This is a genomic window from Clostridium sp., from assembly GCF_018372875.1.
Lineage (GTDB): Bacteria > Bacillota > Clostridia > Clostridiales > Clostridiaceae > Clostridium.
Genome location: NZ_JAHAIF010000005.1, coordinates 20,139 through 39,066, shown reverse-complemented (window position 1 = coordinate 39,066; position 18,928 = coordinate 20,139). Strand labels below are relative to the sequence as shown.

General features: G+C 30.0%; 19 protein-coding genes. 3 read left to right on the top strand and 16 right to left on the bottom strand.

The window, feature by feature from the left end; all coding sequences use genetic code 11:
- Nucleotides 1-25: 25 nt before the first annotated feature.
- The 13 genes from KIB46_RS03030 to KIB46_RS02970 all read right to left on the bottom strand — a co-directional run bounded on the left by KIB46_RS03030 (nucleotide 26) and on the right by KIB46_RS02970 (nucleotide 9,762).
- Complete coding sequence (locus tag KIB46_RS03030; RefSeq protein ID WP_156559230.1) at nucleotides 26-736, bottom strand: ABC transporter permease; 711 nt, start codon at nucleotides 734-736, stop codon at nucleotides 26-28.
- Nucleotides 729-1,652, bottom strand: coding sequence for an ABC transporter ATP-binding protein (locus KIB46_RS03025; RefSeq protein ID WP_291670787.1), 924 nt, complete (start codon nucleotides 1,650-1,652; stop codon nucleotides 729-731). The genes KIB46_RS03030 and KIB46_RS03025 overlap by 8 nt, the downstream gene beginning before the upstream one ends.
- A 15-nt stretch (nucleotides 1,653-1,667) precedes the next feature.
- The gene (locus KIB46_RS03020; protein ID WP_291670785.1) at nucleotides 1,668-2,582 is read right to left on the bottom strand and encodes a chloride channel protein; all 915 of its coding nucleotides are present in this window, start codon (nucleotides 2,580-2,582) and stop codon (nucleotides 1,668-1,670) included.
- 304 nt (nucleotides 2,583-2,886) lie between these two features.
- On the bottom strand, nucleotides 2,887-3,306 hold the full coding sequence (locus KIB46_RS03015; RefSeq protein WP_291670783.1) for a gamma-glutamylcyclotransferase family protein: 420 nt from the start codon (nucleotides 3,304-3,306) through the stop codon (nucleotides 2,887-2,889).
- On the bottom strand, nucleotides 3,306-3,947 hold the full coding sequence (pcp, locus tag KIB46_RS03010) for a pyroglutamyl-peptidase I (protein WP_156559237.1): 642 nt from the start codon (nucleotides 3,945-3,947) through the stop codon (nucleotides 3,306-3,308). The genes KIB46_RS03015 and pcp overlap by 1 nt, the downstream gene beginning before the upstream one ends.
- Nucleotides 3,948-3,966: 19 nt before the next feature.
- On the bottom strand, nucleotides 3,967-4,896 hold the full coding sequence (locus tag KIB46_RS03005; protein WP_291670782.1) for a DUF979 domain-containing protein: 930 nt from the start codon (nucleotides 4,894-4,896) through the stop codon (nucleotides 3,967-3,969).
- Between the two features lie 19 nt (nucleotides 4,897-4,915).
- Nucleotides 4,916-5,599, bottom strand: coding sequence for a DUF969 domain-containing protein (locus tag KIB46_RS03000; protein WP_049180371.1), 684 nt, complete (start codon nucleotides 5,597-5,599; stop codon nucleotides 4,916-4,918).
- A 241-nt stretch (nucleotides 5,600-5,840) separates the two neighbouring features.
- On the bottom strand, nucleotides 5,841-6,530 hold the full coding sequence (locus tag KIB46_RS02995) for an amino acid ABC transporter ATP-binding protein (protein ID WP_156559241.1): 690 nt from the start codon (nucleotides 6,528-6,530) through the stop codon (nucleotides 5,841-5,843).
- Between the two features lie 11 nt (nucleotides 6,531-6,541).
- The gene (locus KIB46_RS02990) at nucleotides 6,542-7,186 is read right to left on the bottom strand and encodes an amino acid ABC transporter permease (RefSeq protein WP_291670774.1); all 645 of its coding nucleotides are present in this window, start codon (nucleotides 7,184-7,186) and stop codon (nucleotides 6,542-6,544) included.
- A gap of 22 nt (nucleotides 7,187-7,208) precedes the next feature.
- On the bottom strand, nucleotides 7,209-8,009 hold the full coding sequence (locus tag KIB46_RS02985) for an amino acid ABC transporter substrate-binding protein (protein ID WP_156559243.1): 801 nt from the start codon (nucleotides 8,007-8,009) through the stop codon (nucleotides 7,209-7,211).
- A gap of 120 nt (nucleotides 8,010-8,129) precedes the next feature.
- Nucleotides 8,130-8,312, bottom strand: coding sequence for a DUF4177 domain-containing protein (locus KIB46_RS02980; RefSeq protein ID WP_291670772.1), 183 nt, complete (start codon nucleotides 8,310-8,312; stop codon nucleotides 8,130-8,132).
- Nucleotides 8,313-8,383: 71 nt separating this feature from the next.
- On the bottom strand, nucleotides 8,384-9,325 hold the full coding sequence (locus tag KIB46_RS02975; RefSeq protein WP_156559247.1) for an SPFH domain-containing protein: 942 nt from the start codon (nucleotides 9,323-9,325) through the stop codon (nucleotides 8,384-8,386).
- A gap of 2 nt (nucleotides 9,326-9,327) precedes the next feature.
- A complete protein-coding gene (locus tag KIB46_RS02970; RefSeq protein ID WP_291670769.1) occupies nucleotides 9,328-9,762 on the bottom strand; it encodes an NfeD family protein in 435 nt (144 codons plus the stop codon).
- A gap of 291 nt (nucleotides 9,763-10,053) precedes the next feature.
- On the opposite strand from KIB46_RS02970, the gene KIB46_RS02965 reads away from it, so the two are divergent.
- Nucleotides 10,054-11,952, top strand: a complete 1,899-nt coding sequence (locus KIB46_RS02965) for an NAD(+) synthase (RefSeq protein WP_156559249.1) — start codon at nucleotides 10,054-10,056, stop codon at nucleotides 11,950-11,952.
- A gap of 92 nt (nucleotides 11,953-12,044) precedes the next feature.
- Here the strand turns inward: KIB46_RS02965 and KIB46_RS02960 are convergent, their stop codons facing one another.
- Entirely contained in the window at nucleotides 12,045-15,674 is a 3,630-nt protein-coding gene (locus tag KIB46_RS02960) for an efflux RND transporter permease subunit (protein ID WP_291670766.1), read from the bottom strand.
- A gap of 161 nt (nucleotides 15,675-15,835) precedes the next feature.
- Nucleotides 15,836-16,483 (bottom strand): deoxynucleoside kinase, encoded by a 648-nt coding sequence (locus tag KIB46_RS02955; RefSeq protein ID WP_156559253.1) that lies wholly within the window; start codon nucleotides 16,481-16,483, stop codon nucleotides 15,836-15,838.
- Between the two features lie 181 nt (nucleotides 16,484-16,664).
- On the opposite strand from KIB46_RS02955, the gene KIB46_RS02950 reads away from it, so the two are divergent.
- Nucleotides 16,665-18,242 (top strand): DEAD/DEAH box helicase, encoded by a 1,578-nt coding sequence (locus KIB46_RS02950; protein WP_156559255.1) that lies wholly within the window; start codon nucleotides 16,665-16,667, stop codon nucleotides 18,240-18,242.
- A 41-nt stretch (nucleotides 18,243-18,283) separates the two neighbouring features.
- On the opposite strand, the gene KIB46_RS02945 is transcribed toward KIB46_RS02950, so the two are convergent.
- Nucleotides 18,284-18,496 carry a hypothetical protein gene (locus tag KIB46_RS02945; protein ID WP_156559257.1) on the bottom strand — a complete coding sequence of 71 codons (213 nt, stop codon included), beginning with the start codon at nucleotides 18,494-18,496 and terminating at the stop codon, nucleotides 18,284-18,286.
- A gap of 263 nt (nucleotides 18,497-18,759) precedes the next feature.
- On the opposite strand from KIB46_RS02945, the gene KIB46_RS02940 reads away from it, so the two are divergent.
- Nucleotides 18,760-18,921: a hypothetical protein gene (locus tag KIB46_RS02940; RefSeq protein WP_156559259.1), complete on the top strand. Its 162-nt coding sequence runs from the start codon at nucleotides 18,760-18,762 to the stop codon at nucleotides 18,919-18,921.
- Nucleotides 18,922-18,928 lie beyond the last annotated feature (7 nt).

Sequence of the window (18,928 nt, the reverse complement as noted above, 5' to 3'; positions counted from 1 at the left end):
TCATTTCTGACTACCCTATATATTTTTATATTTTTATTCCTCTTCTTATAGATAATATTATGGATATAATACCAACTATACCTATTATTAAAGGAATAGCAGGTATTCCTATAGAAAACATCTTTAAATAATCTTGTTCATACCCTGTTGTTGTAACTAAAAATGTTAATATTGAAAATCCAGTTAAAGCCTTTGAAGATTTTTTAACCATTCCTACATATAGTGGAATAAATGTTATAAAGGAAAAACACAAATCATTGTAAATAGTCATAACAATACATTCTTTTAATTCTGAAAACATTAAAGAAGCACTTGCAAAATTAAAAGTTATAGCTATAAATGAAGATACAATTATTGATATCACTTGTCCTAAAATAGTTGCCATTAAAATAGAAACCCAAACTAATATAATCTTACTTATCAAAAGCTTTATTTTATTAACTCCACAGGTAAATGGTATATTGATTGTTCCATTTTCATATTCATATATAATAGTTTTATTCAACAACTGTCCCCCAATTATTATCATTACACCTCTATACAAAACCTCAATTATTCCTGGCACACCATCATAAGAAAAAGGATTTACACTAATTCCCAAAGCCTTATTAGACTCATTTATACTATGGTAAAAGTATATCCCTAATATGGTTATTACTAATACAATAGCCAACATTATATATGTATACTTCTTCTTTTTTATTTTTCCCAGTTCAATTCTTATATACTTAATCATGAATATTGCCCCCCGATATAATATCCATAAAAAATTCTTGTAATTTTCTTTTATTCCTATTGAAGCTCTCAACAAAAACGCCAGATTTTATTAATTCAAAAATTACTTTATTATAATCTTCTTTTAAATCATATAGCCTAATAACATTATTATTTATGACCTTATATCCTTTTATTCCCAGCTTCCCTTCAATTACAAATGCAGCTTTAGATACATCATCACAAACGATCTTTACATAATCTCTTTTCTCATCAATTAAATCATATCCATCTAATTCATAGCCAATAGAACCATTATATAAGAACCCCACCCTATCAGCTACCACCTCTAGTTTATCAAGCATATGTGTAGATATTAAAAATGAGGTTTCATTTTCTCTTTTTAAATTAGTTATTAAATCTATGATCTCTTTAATTTTAATAATGTCCAACCCATTAGTAGGCTCATCTAAAATAAATAAATCCGGCCTATTTAATAACCCTCTCCCTATTGCTACCCTTTCTCTCATGCCTAAAGAAAGCTCCTTTGGTTTTTTATTTAATACTCCATGTAATCCAACAAGCTTTTTAACTTCTTCAATTCTTTCTTTATGATTTAAGTTCATATATTTACATACTATTTCAAGATTTTTTTCTATGGTAAGTTCCTCATAAAATATTGGCGTTTCAATAATTGCACTTATCCTTTTATAAACATCTTTATCATATCCAGTAACCTTATTACCAAATAAATAAACATTTCCTTTAGTTGCTTTTAAAGTATTCATGATAATTTTCATCAGTGTACTCTTTCCAGAGCCATTAATTCCAACTAATCCATATACTTCTCCAGCTTTAATATTTAAATTAACATTATTTAATACTTCCTTATTATTAAATTCTCTACTAATACCTTCTAACCTAAGCACATTACCCATATCTCTCTCCACTCTTTAGCCAACAACCTTAGTGGCTATTCTTTCTATTTCATCTAAAACTTGACTAACTCTATCTTCAGCAACTAAAACCACAAGAAAATCTCCACTTTCTATCTTTGTATTACCTTTAGGTATTATTTCTTTATCACCTCGTTTAATAGCCACTAATAAACAATCTTCTGACCAATCTACATCTTTTAAACACTTACCTTCAATAATACTTCCCATAAATACAGCCACTTCTATTAAGGTTTTATTTCCTCTTTGAAGAACTGCTTCCCTTTTATTATTTTTTAATACTCTTTCTAAAAAACTTTCGTATATAGCTTCTACTTTAAGTATATCAGCTGTTAAATAAGAAACAATAACTACAAAAGCTAAAGCTAGCATATGCTCAAAAGAGCCTGTCATTTCTGTAATTAAAATTATCCCTGTTATTGGTGCTTTAACTACTGCAGCAAAGTGCCCAGCCATAGCCAATATAATAAAATTTACAATATATTCACTTTGTAATCCAAAGGCATTACACACAATAACTCCAAATATATTTCCTACCAAAGCCCCTAATACTAATAATGGAAAGAAAATTCCTCCAGGTGCTCCTGATCCAAAACTAACAAAGGTGAAAATAAACTTTATTAAAAGAAATATGATTAAGATTTTAAGTGTAAAACCTTCATTAACTAAAGACATTATTAATTCATGTCCTCCACCTAATAATATAGGAGAAATTATTCCAACCACTGCTGCACAAAGAAAAGGAATAGCAACCTTAATTTCTACAGGTACTTTTTTTAGTTTTCCATATATATCTTGAGATTTAAGCACTCCCTTATTAAATATCATTCCTGAAATACCCACAAAAACTCCCATAATCAATAAAAACCAATAATATTTCAATGGAAAAACAGCTACATTTTTAAAACTCATAGCTGGTTCTAATCCTAAGAATTATTTACAAACAAAATCTGCCGCTAGAGATTATGCCATAGCTGACAATAAAACTAATGGAGAAAAACTTTTCTTCAATATTTATTCTCTTAAAAACCTTAGAAAACCCTTCTCCTACAGCTCCCCCCAAGCTGTTACAATAGTCCACTATATATTTTATACTATTTTGTATTTTTTTTCATTTTATTGTTGTAAATTATATATGAATTTAACCTTTAGCTAAATTACTTCAAAAAAAGAATATTCGTAAGATTTTCTTCTTACGAATATTCTTAAGTTCTTTCTATTTTGTCATATGCTTTTTCCAATCCCCATGTTCAACTAGAACTGCTTCATCATGGAATCTTGTATCAATACTTTTATTATAAAAATATGAATAACACTTTTCTTTTGTACCATCTTGAAATTCTACTTCAACCAAGACTTTATTATATTCATTGTTAGGATTTCCTTCTCCAAGAACTCCCTCCATCTTATCAACTGCTGCCATTACTTCATCATAATTAGAAAGTTCCATAACTTCCCCAACTACTTCACCTAAACCACTTAAAACAGCTGGATATCCTTTATAAGGCATATGATATAGTACTACATCCTTAATCTTAGCCCTTCTATTAGATATAACATTACCTTTTAAGTATTTATCATAATTGAAAAAACCTTCTCTTAAACTTCCATAAGCAAACATTTTTATTTGACTCATTAGCAAATAGTCCCTCCAACAGCCTTTACATCTGTGTCATTTTCAACAACTGCCTTAATGCATAATTCCAACCCCTTAGATATGTCATCTAATGACATTGCTGGAGTATTTGGCTTTGTAACTACTTGTGATGGAATATATGGTACATGTATAAATCCACCCTTCTTACCTACATACTTCTTATGAATCATATATAATACACCATACATTACATGGTTACATACAAATGTTCCTGCTGAGTTTGAAACAGATGATGGAATTCCACCTTCTTGCATTTCCTTAACCATTGCCTTAATAGGTAAGTTAGAGAAATAAGCATTTTCTCCATCTTCAAATATAGCTATATCAATTGGTTGATTTCCTTCGTTATCCTCTATTCTAGCATCATCAATATTAATTGCTACTCTTTCAGGCGTAACTCCAAATCTTCCACCTGCTTGCCCTATAGATATTATTATATCTGGATTGTGTTCTTGTACTGCCTCTTCTATCTTTTCTAATGCCTTTCTAAAAACTGTAGGTATTTCTAACTTAATAACTTCAGCTCCTGAAATTTCATTAGGTAACTTTTTAACTGCTTCTAAAGCAGGGTTTATTTTTTCTCCACCAAATGGATCAAATCCTGTTATTAAAACTTTCATATATATCTCTCCTTTATCTTTAGAATGCTAAGAAATACATTAATGGAATATGTATTGCAAGTAAAACTATTGCAAATACAGATTGTACTTTTATTACTGCATTTTTATCTTCTATTTCTAATAGTGCCACTGGTAAAACATTGAAGTTTGCTGCCATAGGAGTCATCAATGTACCACAGAACCCTGCTGTCATTGCAAGTGCTGAAGCTACTATTGGATCTCCACCTTGCATAAATACAAAAGGAACACCTATACCAACTGTTATTACAGTGAATGCTGCGAAAGCATTTCCCATTATTGCTGTAAATAATGCCATACCTACACAGTAAGCTGTAATACCAAGCCAAATATTACCTTCTGGTATAACATTTGAAATCATATTTGATATAATATCACCAACACCTGCCGCTGTAAATAAAGCACCTAATGCTGCTAGTAATTGAGGTAAAATTGCTGTAGAGCTTACGGATTGAAGCATTCTATCACTATCTTCTACAACTTCAGAAGCTGAACATTTAGTAATTATAAATGTTAATATAAGAGCTGCTACTGCTGAAATACCTATAGCTGCCACACCAGATATAGGTGTAAATTGAGCAATTGCAAGTGCAACGAAAGCTATAACTAATGAAGGTAGGAATATTTTTAACCCTATCTTTTCAGCCTTTATCTTAGAAAAAGTATTATCTAGCTGCTTTATTGTACCCATATTAACTTGATTAAATCCTGATAATACAGCTATAACTATTATTAACCCTCCAACTACTTCAGCTGGAATAAACTCTCCAAATATAAATATAACCGCTAATATTCCCCAAAATGCTGCTGTACCATATCTAGTTTTGTGTTTTTTATCTTTTAATGTGTATATCATAGTTAATGTCATCATTAACCCAACCATAATATAGAAGATATTCAATAATATATTTGAAAGTTCTTTTATATCCATCTAGATTTTCCTCCTTAGTTTATTTCTTTATTCCGTACTTTCTCTTTAAACTTCTATCTAATAAATAATTTTGTAACACACCTAATATAAAGGCTATTATTGCAACTGGAATAGATGCCTTAGCTATTGCTAATGTATCCACAGTTTCTCCAAGTCCAGGTAAATTTAAAGTACCAAGTGTACTTGCAATTAATAAAACTCCTGAGTTAGCCATAAATACGTTTTGTCCAAAAAAGTTAGCTATATTATCTGAAGCTGCAGAATAAGCTTTTATCTTATCTTCATCCTTTTTATCAATTTCTCCATACTCTGCTATTGCTGCTCCTTGAGCCATTGGATTTATAAGAGGTCTTACAAACTGAGGATGTCCACCTAATTTAACTGATAATGTAATAGCTATTTCTCTTACAAATAAATATCCACTTATTATCTTACCAGTAGATAATCCTTTTGCCTTTTTAATTAACATAATTGCCTTTTCTTTTAATCCATATCTTTCACACAGCCCTATTACTGGTAATGTTAAAAGAAATAAACACATTTCTCTTTTTGCCACAAAAGTTTCACCTAAAGTTCTAAGTATTTCTACAATACTCATATCAGCCACTAAACCTGTTACAACTCCTGCCGATATAACTACTGCAATTGTGTTAAGTTTTAATGCAAACCCAACAATAATAATTAATATTCCAATTAAAGCCACGTTTAATCAATCCCTTCTCTTTTGTACAAGCTTAATTTAATTTATTATAACTAATTTTTCGACCTTTTTCCACGATTATAATTCTCATTTTATAAATAAATCCTGAAATTACATATCATTTTGTCGATTTTTCGTATATTTTTCTTATTTTTTTATACCAACTTAACTTTATCAATAAGTTGGTACTTAAAGTTTAGGTTACAAAAAAGAGAGGATTATATTGTAATTCCTCTCTTTAACTCTAATTAATTTGTTCAAAAATTAACCCTTCAATTAACTTTCCTTTATCCATAGACACAATCCTGTCTGATACCTTTTTAGCAAAATCCATATCATGTGTTATTATAAGGGTAGCCATTCCAGTCAAACTCAAACTTTTTATAAGCTTTGCCACCTCATCTGTTAACCCTGGATCTAAAGCTGATGTTGGTTCATCAAAACATATAAGCTTAGGTTCTAATGCTAATGCTCTTCCTATTGCAACCCTCTGCTTTTGTCCACCTGATAATTGAAAAGGATAGCTATTAATTTTATCCTCAAGTCCTAAAAACCCTAAAATTTCCTTAGCCTTATTTATGGCAACCTCTTTTTTTATCCCCAATACCTTTTGAGGTGCCTCTATTAAATTTTCTAAAACACTCATATGAGGAAACAAATTTAATCCCTGAAAAACTAGCCCTATATCTCTTCTTATATCTTTAAGCCCTTTTTTATCTATATACTTACCACTATGGCACAACTCTTTTCCATTAATTTCTATATCCCCAGAATCTGCTTCCTCTAGTGCATTAATACACCTTAAAAGAGTAGTCTTACCTCCACCAGACGGCCCCACAACAACTAATATTTCTCCTGATTTAATTTCTAAGTCTACCCCTTTTAAAACCTCTACTTTCCCAAAGTTCTTAGTTAATCCACTAACTTTTAGCATAAATACCACCTCTATTCATAATAACTAAATTTCTTTTCTATACTTGATAATATTTTAGTTAACAATCCAATAAATAATAGATAAATTGCCCCTACCATTACTAGTGGAAATAATGATGCTGTTCTATTTAACGCTATAGTCCCTACCTTTAGTAGCTCATCCAACCCTACAACATAAATTAAAGCAGTATCCTTAACTAAAGTAATTATCTCATTTGATATTGGTGGTAATATTCTCTTAAAGGCTTGAGGAAGTATTATCCTAAAGAATATATCTTTATTTGATAATCCTAATACATATGCTCCCTCATACTGTCCTTTATCTATAGATTGAATTCCAGATCTAAATATTTCTGCAAAGTATGCCCCATAATTTAATACTAATGCTAATATAGCTGCTGGAAATCTTGCTATTGATATCTCTAATAAAGGTAATCCAAAGAATATAAATATAATTTGAAGCATTAGAGGAGTACCTCTCATTATAAGAACATAAATTCCAGTTATCCATCTTATAAAACCAAACTTTGATATTCTTCCTAATGCAATTATTAACCCTAATGGAATAGACATAATTAAGGTTAATATAAATATTTTTAATGTCGTTCCAAAGCCTTGAAGTAACTGAGGCATAAGTTCTATCATCATAATCTCCATTTAGTACTCCTCCTTAAATAAATTATTTTACTACTATATCATCACCAAACCATTTCTTTGAAATTTCTGATGCCTTTCCAGATTCTACAACTTGATCATAAGCCTTATTAAATGCTTCCACAAGCTTTGTATCACCTTTTTTCATACCAACTGCATAATCTTCCTCTCCAAAATTGTCTTCTAGGAAATTAAATTTATCTGCCCCTTTTTGATTAGTATAATATTTCAATAAAATTTCATCTGCAACAATAGCATCAGCTCTTCCAGCTTCTAGGTCTCTTAAAGCTTGCTCATTAGTATCAAATGTAACTAACTCCTTAAAATTGCTCTTATAATCTCCAATAGCATTAATAGCACTAGATTCACTTTGAGCTACAACAACCTTCCCCTTTAAATCCTCTTTAGTTTTTATAGATGATCCAACTAACGTTACAATAACTTGTCTATTTCTCAAATAGGGTTTTGAAAAGTCAACTTGTTCCTTTCTTTTATCAGTAACGGAAAATCCATTCCATATAAAATCTATATTACCATTGTTCAGTTCTGATTCTTTCATGTTCCAATTTATAGGTTGGAACTTTATTTTTTTCCCCATAACATTTGATATTTCCTTTGCCATTTCAATATCAAAACCAGTATATTCCCCATTACTATCCTTAAATCCCATTGGAACAAAAGTATCATCAAATCCCAATACTAATTCTTCTTTCTCTAGGGAACTTGTCTCACTTTCCTTATTATCGCCACAAGCCACTAGCCCTAAAGCCATAGCCCCTATTATTGTAAGTAACAGCCCTTTTTTAACTATCTTTTTTAATATCATATTTATACCCCCAATTTACTTTCTTTATCTATTTATTACTTTATCATAGTAAAGTAATAAAATCAACATTTTTTAACCAAAAAAAATTGTAACCACAAAATTTGTGATTACAATTAATTTCTATTCTACTTCTTTCTCAAAAACTAAATCGAATTCTCTTACTTTTCCTTCACCATTTTGGTATGTAGGTATTGCACTAACAAATCTCCATCCTTCCTTTGCGCATCTATCTATTATTTCTCTATGATCCGCATTAAAGAATAACGTTCCTCCAGTTGATTTTTCATATCTATAAACAAACATGCAAACTTCCTCTCTACTTCCATAATTTTAACAAAAGTACTGTAGCATCTACAGTACTTTTAAATATTTTTTTATTTTTCTCCTTTAAGCATTTCTCCTATTGCCGCTATACTACCAAGAGATGATAATGTTTCATTTGGTAAAATAAGCTTATTAGCTGGATTATTAGCCATTTCTTTAAGAGCTTCAACTTGCTTTAATGCAATAACCCTTTCATCAGTTCCAGACTCAATAATAGCTTGGTTTACCTTTCTTATTGCTTCTGCTTCTGCAATAGCTATTTGTTCTATAGCCTTAGCTTTACCTTCCGCTTCTAATAATTGAGACTCTTTTAAACCTTCAGCTCTTCTAATATTAGCCTCTTTTTCAGCTTCAGCTTGAAGAATCTTAGCTTGCTTTTCACCATTTGCTTTCTCTATTTGAGATTGTCTTTGACCTTCTGCTTGAAGAATCATAGCTCTCTTATCTCTTTCAGCCTTCATTTGCTTTTCCATAGCATTTTGAATTTCTGCTGGTGGAATTATATTCTTAATTTCAACTGAAAGTATCTTTATACCATAAGCATCTGTAACTTCATCAATAATACTTAATAGATCTTGGTTAATCTTATCTCTACCTGATAAAATTTCATCAAGAGTCATATTACCTAATATATTTCTCATATTTGTTGTAGCAGAATAAACTATACCTGATTTATAATCTTCAATATTATATACTGCATCTTTTGCATTAAGTAATTTATAGAATATTACATTATCAACAGATATCTTAACATTATCCTTAGTAATAACTGATTGAGGTGGTACGTCTAAAATTTGTTGTTTTGTAGATACTCTCTTTCTAACAAAGTCTACAAAAGGTATTGTAAAATGCCAACCTGGTTCTAATATTCTATGGAATTGACCAAAACGTTCAACTACATATAGGTACCCAGTATTAACAATTTTAATTGATGATAGAATTATTATAAGAACTATTAATAATCCTACCCCTAATAATATTAATCCAACCATTATTATTCCTCCCTTATTCCTTCAATAACTAATTTATTTCCTTCAATTCCAACTACTTGGAACTTTTGGCCTTTTAATATTTTTTCTCCTTTATTTTCGCCTGTCCAATAGACTCCACTAACCTTGAATCTATATCTATCATCTATATCCTCTGAGGCGATAAAAGTTTTTCCTATATACTCTTCTTCCATAAGCTTAGTACGATTAACAGTATTCTTAAACTTTTTCCTTGACCAAGGATAACCTATTGAAATTGCAATTATACTTGAAATTCCAAACAATATTAGCTGCCATGCAAAATTTACACCAGCTAAAGCAGCAATAATTGCAACTACAGATCCTATTGCAAACCATACAAATAAGAATAAACTTGTACCAATATCAAGTAGTATTACCCCTACGCCAATAACCAACCATAATATAATAGCAGGTATCATTATTTTTCCCTCCTCCTCTGGGATTTACTCCCATATATGATATTATTATATCACTTTTACTATATTATTTATATATTATTTACTTTATGCTTCTATTATACAAGAACAATTAACCTTATACAAAGTTTATTTTTACCCTTTATAAGTTATTTAATACCTCATTATAAAATATTTCTCTCCCTTTCTTTTGTTTTCATTGATTTTCTAATATTTTCATCTTATTATGTTTATATAATAAGATTTTTTCAAATAATACACTAGTAAGAATATATTAATTGGAGTTGAATTATTATGGATTTCATAAAAGTTGCATCAGCTTGCCCTGTTACTAGAGTAAGTGATGTTGAATTTAATATTAAAAACATACTGACTTGCATTAATGACGCCGTGTCGAATAATGCAAAAATGATAGTTTTTCCCGAACTATCTATTACTTCTTATAGCTGTGGAGACCTTTTTCTTCAAGACACTTTGCTAAATAACTCTCTAAAAGGTATAGAGAACTTACTTTCTTCTACAAAAGACTTAGATATCTTAATAGCTGTTGGTGCACCATTCTTGCACAAAACTACACTGTACAATTGTGCTTTTGTCTTATTTAAAGGTAAGGTATTAGGAATAGTGCCTAAATCATTTATTCCTAATTATAGTGAATTTTACGAGAAACGATGGTTTTCAGAAGGAGTAGGTGTTAGAGATAAGGTTGTATCTCTTCCTTTCCAAGAAGATATTCCATTTGGAACTAATTTAATATTCTCATGTAAAGATTTTAATTATGCTTTTGAAATATGTGAAGATTTGTGGGTTACTATACCACCAAGCTCATATTTAGCTTTAATGGGTGCTAATATAATAGGAAATCTTTCAGCATCAAATGAATTAGTTAGTAAAATGGAATATAGAAAATCTCTTATATCTAATCAAAGTGCTAGAGCTTTATGTTCCTATGTATACTCCTCTGCAGGTGTTCATGAATCATCTACTGACCTTTTATTTAGTGGACATTTACTAATTAGTGAAAATGGTACCTTATTAAAAGAAAATAAGAGATTCCAAAGAGATAATGAAGTAATTTATGGAACAATCGATTTATTCAGGTTAAAAGCTGAAAGAATGAAGAACTTAAGTTTTAGAGACTCTTCAAAACAAGTTAGTATAGAACCTAAAATAATAAAATTTAACTATGATAATACAGAACTTAAATCTTTTGATAGATTTGTAGATAAGCATCCTTTTGTTCCTTCTAATGAATATGAAAGAGAAACAAGATGTAAGGAAATATTTGATATTCAATCTGCTGCATTAGCAAAAAGATTTGAACATGTTGGTTTAAAGAAAGCTGTTATTGGAATTTCAGGTGGCTTAGATTCAACCCTAGCTTTACTTGTAGTGGTTAAAACATTTAAATTATTAAATCTACCTATGGAAAATATAATTTCTATTACAATGCCTGGTTTTGGAACTACAGATAGAACTTATAATAATGCCCTTACTTTATGTAAGGAACTTGGTTGCGATTTAAGAGAAATAAATATAGTAAAGGCTGCTCTTCAACATTTTGAAGATATTGGTCATGATAAAGATATCCATGATGTAACTTATGAAAATGTTCAAGCAAGAGAAAGAACTCAAATACTTATGGATATTGCCAATAAAGAAGGTGGGTTACTAATTGGTACTGGTGATTTATCAGAACTTGCATTAGGATGGTGTACTTATAATGGGGATCATATGTCAATGTATTCAGTAAATCCTTCTATACCAAAAACATTAGTAAGATATCTTGTTAGATATGTTGCAGAAAAGGAAGTTTCCAAAGAAGTCTCTGAAACTTTACTTGATATTTTAGATACTCCTGTAAGCCCTGAGCTTTTACCAAAGGATGCAAAGGGTGAAATTGCCCAAAAGACAGAAGATATAGTTGGACCATATGAACTACATGATTTCTTCCTATATCATTTTATTAAACATGGCTCTTCAAAGGAAAGAATATACTTCCTAGCAAAAGAAGCATTTAAAAATGATTATAGTGATGAAGAAATTCAAAAATGGTTAGACAAATTTATGTGGAGATTCTTCACTCAACAATTTAAGAGAAGCGCTCTTCCTGATGGCCCAAAGGTTGGTAGTATATCACTTTCTCCTAGAGGTGATTGGAGAATGCCATCAGATGCAGCACCATGGAAATAAACTCAAGATAATATAAACAATGAAGGCACTCAAATCTAGAGTGCCTTCACTATTTTCTAAAGCATTACTTATCCTTTTTATATCTTTTATCTTTATTCCACTTCTATAGGCTTTAACTCTTTTTTATGAAGAATATCATAAATTATAGGTACTACAAATAAAGTAAGAATTGTAGCATATGTTAATCCACCTATAGTTACTATTGCCATAGGTTGAATCATATCTGATCCCATTCCAATACCCATAGCTAAAGTTGATAATCCAAGTATTGTTGTTAATGCTGTCATAAGAATAGGTCTAATTCTTGTTCTACCAGCAATTATTAGAGCTTCCTTTTTATCTACTCCCTCTAATCTTAATTGATTTACATAATCTACGAACACTATACCATTATTAACTACAACACCTGCAAGAACTAAGAATCCAAGCATTGCTATCATACTTAAATTGAAACCTGTTAATAATAGTGCAAGTAATCCACCTGTAAATGCTAATGGTATTGTAAATAAAACTATAAATGGTGATAGGAATGATTGGAACTGTGCAACCATGATAGCATAGATAAATACTATTGCAAGTAATAACATACTTACTAAGTCTGTATATGTGCTATCCATTGATTCTTTTTCGCCACCCATTTCTACTGTATATCCTTCTGGAACATTGTAAGTGCTTAATTTCTTCTCTACATCATCACTAACTAATCCAACATTATGATCACTATCAACTCCAGCTTTTACAGATATATTTCTAACTTGATTTTCTCTATTAATACTTGATAAACTTTCCTCTTCACTTATAACTGCAATATCAGTTAGTTTTATCTTCTTTTCTTCACCATTAATAGTTGAAGTTATTTCATAATTATTTAACTTTTCTTTAGTTAATGATTTTTCATCATCATTAACTAATACCACAGGATATTCTTTAGAATTTAAATTTAAAGTTGTTGAGTTTGATTCACTCTTTATTGCAAAAGCTATATCTTGATATACTTGTGCTACTGTAAGTCCATGTTCCATAGCTTTATTCTTATCTACAGTAATCTTAGTTTCCATAGAACTTTCATCTAATCCATTTTGAATTTCCTTAGTTCCTTCTACGCTTTCTAGAATTCCAGCTATATCTTTAGCCATGGATTTTAATGTGTCCAGGTTGTCTCCCTTTATTTTAACCTCAACACCAGAACCCCCTAAAGCAGACATATCCATAGTAGAGGAATTTATTTTCAACTCACAATTTAAATCTTTAGTTTTTTCTGCAATTTCTTTTGAAAGTTCCTTACTTGTTGCTTTTTTATCTTCATTTAAAAGAACATAATAAGAAATAGATTTACTTTGCCCTCCCATTGAGCTTCCTGTGCCTGATTCCATAGCTCCAACAGTTTCTACGTCATCTATTTCTGTAATTCTTTCAATTACCTTATTACTCATTTCTCTCAAATCACTTTGAGGAGTATCTTTCTCCATACTCATAGTAACCGAAATTTGAAGACTATCCATTTCTGGCATTAATATCATTCCCTTTACCATAACACCAATAAAACTTATAACAAGTAATATAGCTACTGCCCCTAATACTACCCACTTATATCTAAGAGCTTTTCTAAGTAAGCCCTCATAAAAGTTCACAAATTTATCAAATAATCCATGCTCCTTCTCATCAATATTGGTTAATACCTTTGAAGATATTGTAGGTACTAGAGTTAAAGCTACTATTAAACTTGCTATTAATGAATATGCAATTGTAAGCCCCATATCAGTAAATAACTGTCTTGATAACCCATCTGTAAAAACTATAGGTAAGAATACACAGATTGTTGTAAGGGTTGATGCTACTATTGCACCTGCTACTTGTGATGCCCCTTGCACTGCTGCCTTTTTTATACCCATGCCTTCATTTCTTAATCTATAAATATTCTCTATAACTACAATACTATTATCTACTAACATACCAACACCTAGAGCTAGTCCAGCTAATGATATAACATTCATTGTAACCCCACTAAAATACATCATTGCAACTGCAAATAATAAACTTATTGGAATACTTAAAGCTATTATTATTGTTGGTTTTATATTTCTTAAGAATACAAATAATATTACTACTGCTAATAATCCACCTAAAACAAGATTATTTAATACAGAGCTAATTACTATATTAATATATACCCCTTGGTCTTGAAGAGGAGTAATATGTAAACTGCTATCCTTTTCTTTAAGTTGTTCTATTTTTTCATTTAGTTTGTCTGATACCTCTGCTGTGGATGAGGTGCTTTGCTTTTGAAATGCAAGAATAACTCCATCATTCCCATTTATCTTTGCATACATATCACTAGAGTTATCTACCATTTCAACTTTTGCAATATCCTTTAATTTTATGTTTCCAACATTATCTACTGGAACATTAAATAATACCAAATTCTCTAATTCATCTAAACTTGTAAATGCATCTCCTACTTTTACAAGGATTTGCTCATCCCCTTCTACTAAATAACCTGCAGGCATACTAAAGTTTTCTGCCATTAATATCTTACTTATAGTATCCTTTGTTATTGCACTACCTATACCAGCCTTTTTATATGCTTCATCTCTTGATTTTTCAAATTCTTCATAGGCTTTATTTAATTCTGCTTCTGCGTTATCTAAAGCAATTGAAGCTTTTGTTAATTCTCTTGTTAAAGTTAATTTTCCCACTTCAATTTGCTTTTGAGTTTCTACTAAGTTCTCTAATTGCTTTTCTAAATCTGGAGTTTTTTCATTAATTGAATCTATTGCTTTATCAATGGTATCTATTCCAGCTGATATCTTGTTTAAAAAAGCTTTCATTTCATCGCTAACAGGAATATTTAATCCATTAAAAAATTCTATTAGTTTATCTAAAACTTCCTTTTGTTTTATTAATTGCTCTTTTTGACTTATTAACTCTTCCTTAGTTTTTGGTAAATTCTCTAGTGCATCTTCTAACTTTAATTTTCCATCTTGAATAGCTAAGCTACCTTCCACTAATTCTTCTGTCTTTAACTGTGTTTCCTTTTCTAATAATTTTTTACTTTCTGCAATTTGCTTTTTACCTTGGTCTAACTTGGCTTGAGCTTCTGCTAATGAACTATCAACTGTAGCTAAAACCTTATTATTTATCTCGTTTATTTTACTTTCATTCAATTGAACTTTGATGCTTTCTTCAACTAATCCTGTTCCACTTACTGATGCTACTCCCTCAATTCTCTCAAATTGCGGAATAACCTCATTACTTACATACTCAGATAAATCTTTTACATTCTTACCATTATAATCTACACTAGCAACCATAATTGGCATCATATCTGGATTCATCTTCATGAACATAGGAGTTCCAATTTCATCCCCTAATTGTCCCTTTACCATATCAAGTTTACTATTCATCTCAATTATGATGCTGTCCATATTTATACCTTGCTCAAATTCTAGCATGATCATACTAGAATTTTCTCTAGATATACTATTTATTTCCTTAATCCCACTTGTAGTAGCTAATGCTTGTTCTAGTGGTTTCGTAACTGATAGTTCTACCTTTTCAGGGCTTGCACCTGGATAAGTAGTCATAACAATAACATATGGTAAATCCATGCTTGGAAGTAAATCAGTAGTCATTTTTGAAAATGAAATAAATCCTAATATACTTACTAATATTGCTGATACTATAATTGTTAGTGGCTTTTTTACACTGAATTTTGATAACATTCCCACACCCTCCATCTATTCTCTAAAAACTCGATGATATCATTTTAACATTTTTACCATGGCTTAGGATATAAAAAAAAGTATTGAATCCAATACTTTTTTTCACATAATTACATAATATTAAATAAAAATATCAATTGCAACTTTTTCCTCGTTTGCTACTATTGTCTATTCTTTAGTTTTTCTTCTACTAATCTAATAAGCTCTTTCTTATCTTCTTCACTATTTACTACATCTAATCTATCCATATCTATAATTACAACATCTGACGCACTATAGCAATTATTAACCCAATAATCATACCCTTCCCAAAGGAACTTATAATATTCCATTAAGGAATCATCTACTTCAAACTCTCTACCTCTAAGCTTTATTCTATTCATTACAGTATCAAATGAACCTTTTAAATAAACCATTAAGTCTGGAGCTTTTTTAGGTATTTCTTTTAACTCCTCCATCATGTTTTCTAAAAGATCTTCATATATCTTCATCTCTAATTCAGATATTCTACCAAGTTCCATATTCTTTTTAGCAAAATACCAATCTTCATAAATGGATCTATCTAAAATATTTTTATCAGCGTATAACGCTTCCTTAATACTCTTAAATCTAGTATTTAAGAAATAAAGTTGTAGTAAAAAAGGATATCTCTTCTTTTGAATTTCCTCTTCTGACTCACTATAAAAAAGGGGTAATAATGGATTATCATCTACGCTTTCATAGAATACTTCCGAATTAAAATGTTCCCCTAAAACCTTTGATACTGAGCTTTTTCCTAAGCCTATCATCCCGCCAACAACTATCACCATGATTCACCTATCCTTACTTTATCTTTAATTCATTTATAAGAATACAAATTTACTCTTTCATAGTCAAGAGAAAGATTTACTAATTAAAATACTTTGCATTATTGTTCAAAGTAAGCTATACTTAGAAAGTTAGTGTCGATACAATAAAATTATTCAAATATATACATGAAGGGAAAATTACATGAAAGAAATTACATTCAGAGATTTAAATTTAAAAGAAACATTATTAAAGGCAATTGATGACTTAGGATATATTAATCCTTCTCAAATTCAAGCTGAGGCTATTCCTTTAGCGATAGAAGGATATGACATAATAGGGCAAGCTCAAACTGGTACAGGAAAGACAGCAGCTTTTGGTTGCTCAATAATTAATAATATTAAAAGAGGAAAAGATATATCTTCTATAATATTAACCCCTACAAGAGAATTAGCTATCCAAATATATGAAGAATTAAATAAACTTTCTAAATATGATAAATTAAAAGTTCTTCCTATATATGGTGGAGATTCAATCACAAGACAAATTAAAGAATTAAAAAGAGGAGTAGATATAGTTGTTGGTACTCCTGGAAGAGTATTAGATCTAATTAGCAGAAAGGCTCTTCCACTTTCACATGTACAATTCTTAGTTCTTGATGAAGCTGATGAAATGTTAAATATGGGATTCATTGATGATATAGAAGAAATAATAAAGGAATTACCATCTCAAGAAGAAAGACAAACTTTATTATTCTCAGCTACAATGCCACAACCAATTAAAAAGTTAGCTCAAAACTATTTAAAAAAGGACTATAAAGTAGTTAATATAAAAAAGGTTTCAATGACAGTTTCAAAGATTACCCAAGGTTTCTTCGAAGTTAATCCAAAAACTAAGTTTGAAGCTTTCTGTAGAGTGTTAGATTTAGAAATTCCAGCATCATCAATTATATTCTGTAAAACTAAAAGGGGTGTTGATGAATTAGTTGAAGCACTTCAATCTAAGAGCTACGTTGCTGAAGGTATGCATGGAGATATGTCTCAAATGCACAGAATGAGAACTTTAAAAAGATTTAAGGAAGGTTCATTAAACTTCTTGGTTGCAACTGATGTAGCTGCAAGAGGAATTGACGTAGATGGTGTTACTCACGTATTTAACTATGATTTACCACAAGATGTTGAATCATATGTTCATAGAATCGGAAGAACTGGTAGAGCTAATAGAGAAGGTACAGCTTATTCTTTTGTTACTCCAAGAGAGCATTCAATGATTAAGCAAATAAAAAATGTTACTAAAGGATCTATTCCAAAATTACCAATTCCTACAGTACAACAAATTATAGATGCAAAGTTTAATAAAAAGTCTAAAGAAATATTAAAAGAGCTTAACGATGGTAACTTTGGTAAGTATCTAATACTTGCAAATGAACTTTGCGAAAATAATAATCCTGTTGAAGTTGTTGCAACTCTTATGAAGATGCAATTTGATAAAGAAATGAGCTTTGATTACAGCAAAAATGCTTTAGAATCCCCATCAAGCAATGATGTAAGATTATTCTTCTCTATCGGTAAGAGAGATAAACTTACTCCTAAGGCATTAGTTACTTATATAACTGAAAGAGCTAATATTAGCGGAAAGAAAGTTAATAAGGTAGATATATTAGAAAGCTTCTCATTTGTAACTGTTGATAAGGATGTATCACAAAAGGTTCTAGAAGCTTGTTCTGGTAATAAAATTAACAAAAGAAAAGTTAATGTAGAAGTTGCTACTAAGAGAAGATAGCAAAAAAGGCGATATACCTCGCCTTTTTTATTTTATATTTATTATATTTTCACTCCAGCTTCTTCATCTGATATAGGTATCAACGTGTCTCTTAAAAAACCTTTTACTCTACGTGCATAAAAGTAAAAATCATCTCCTACTTTGCATCGTATATTCATATTCTTTTCTATATTGTACTTTTTACCGTTATAGTCTTCACCAATGAAAAAATTTCCTTTTTCTTTTTTGATAATGCATCTAAATGTATCTGACAATTTAATTCCTCCCATTCACGTTCGCCTTACCATTTTAATACACTTTTATTGTTTTTTCAACATAATCTCCCAATTAATTTATTTTAAATTCTTTAATTGTGCTTTACTATAAATAATGGATATTTATCATATTAAAAATCACAAAATATAGAAAACTATTTAAAGAATATAAACCTATCCTATATTCTACAAATGTATATTTATTTAACTAGTATCTCTTAAATTTTTTTAGACAAACTATAAATGTAAGGAGTTGATGAACCATGGGAAATAAAAAACAACATAGAACAGATGGAGTAATTAATTCATCTGAAATTAGATTTCCATCGTCTATGAAGTCATTTAATACGCCAACCTCAGAATACTCTTACACTAGAGGGGAACATGCAAGTAAAACTGCATTCCAAGTCCCTACAAGATTTTAAAAAGAAA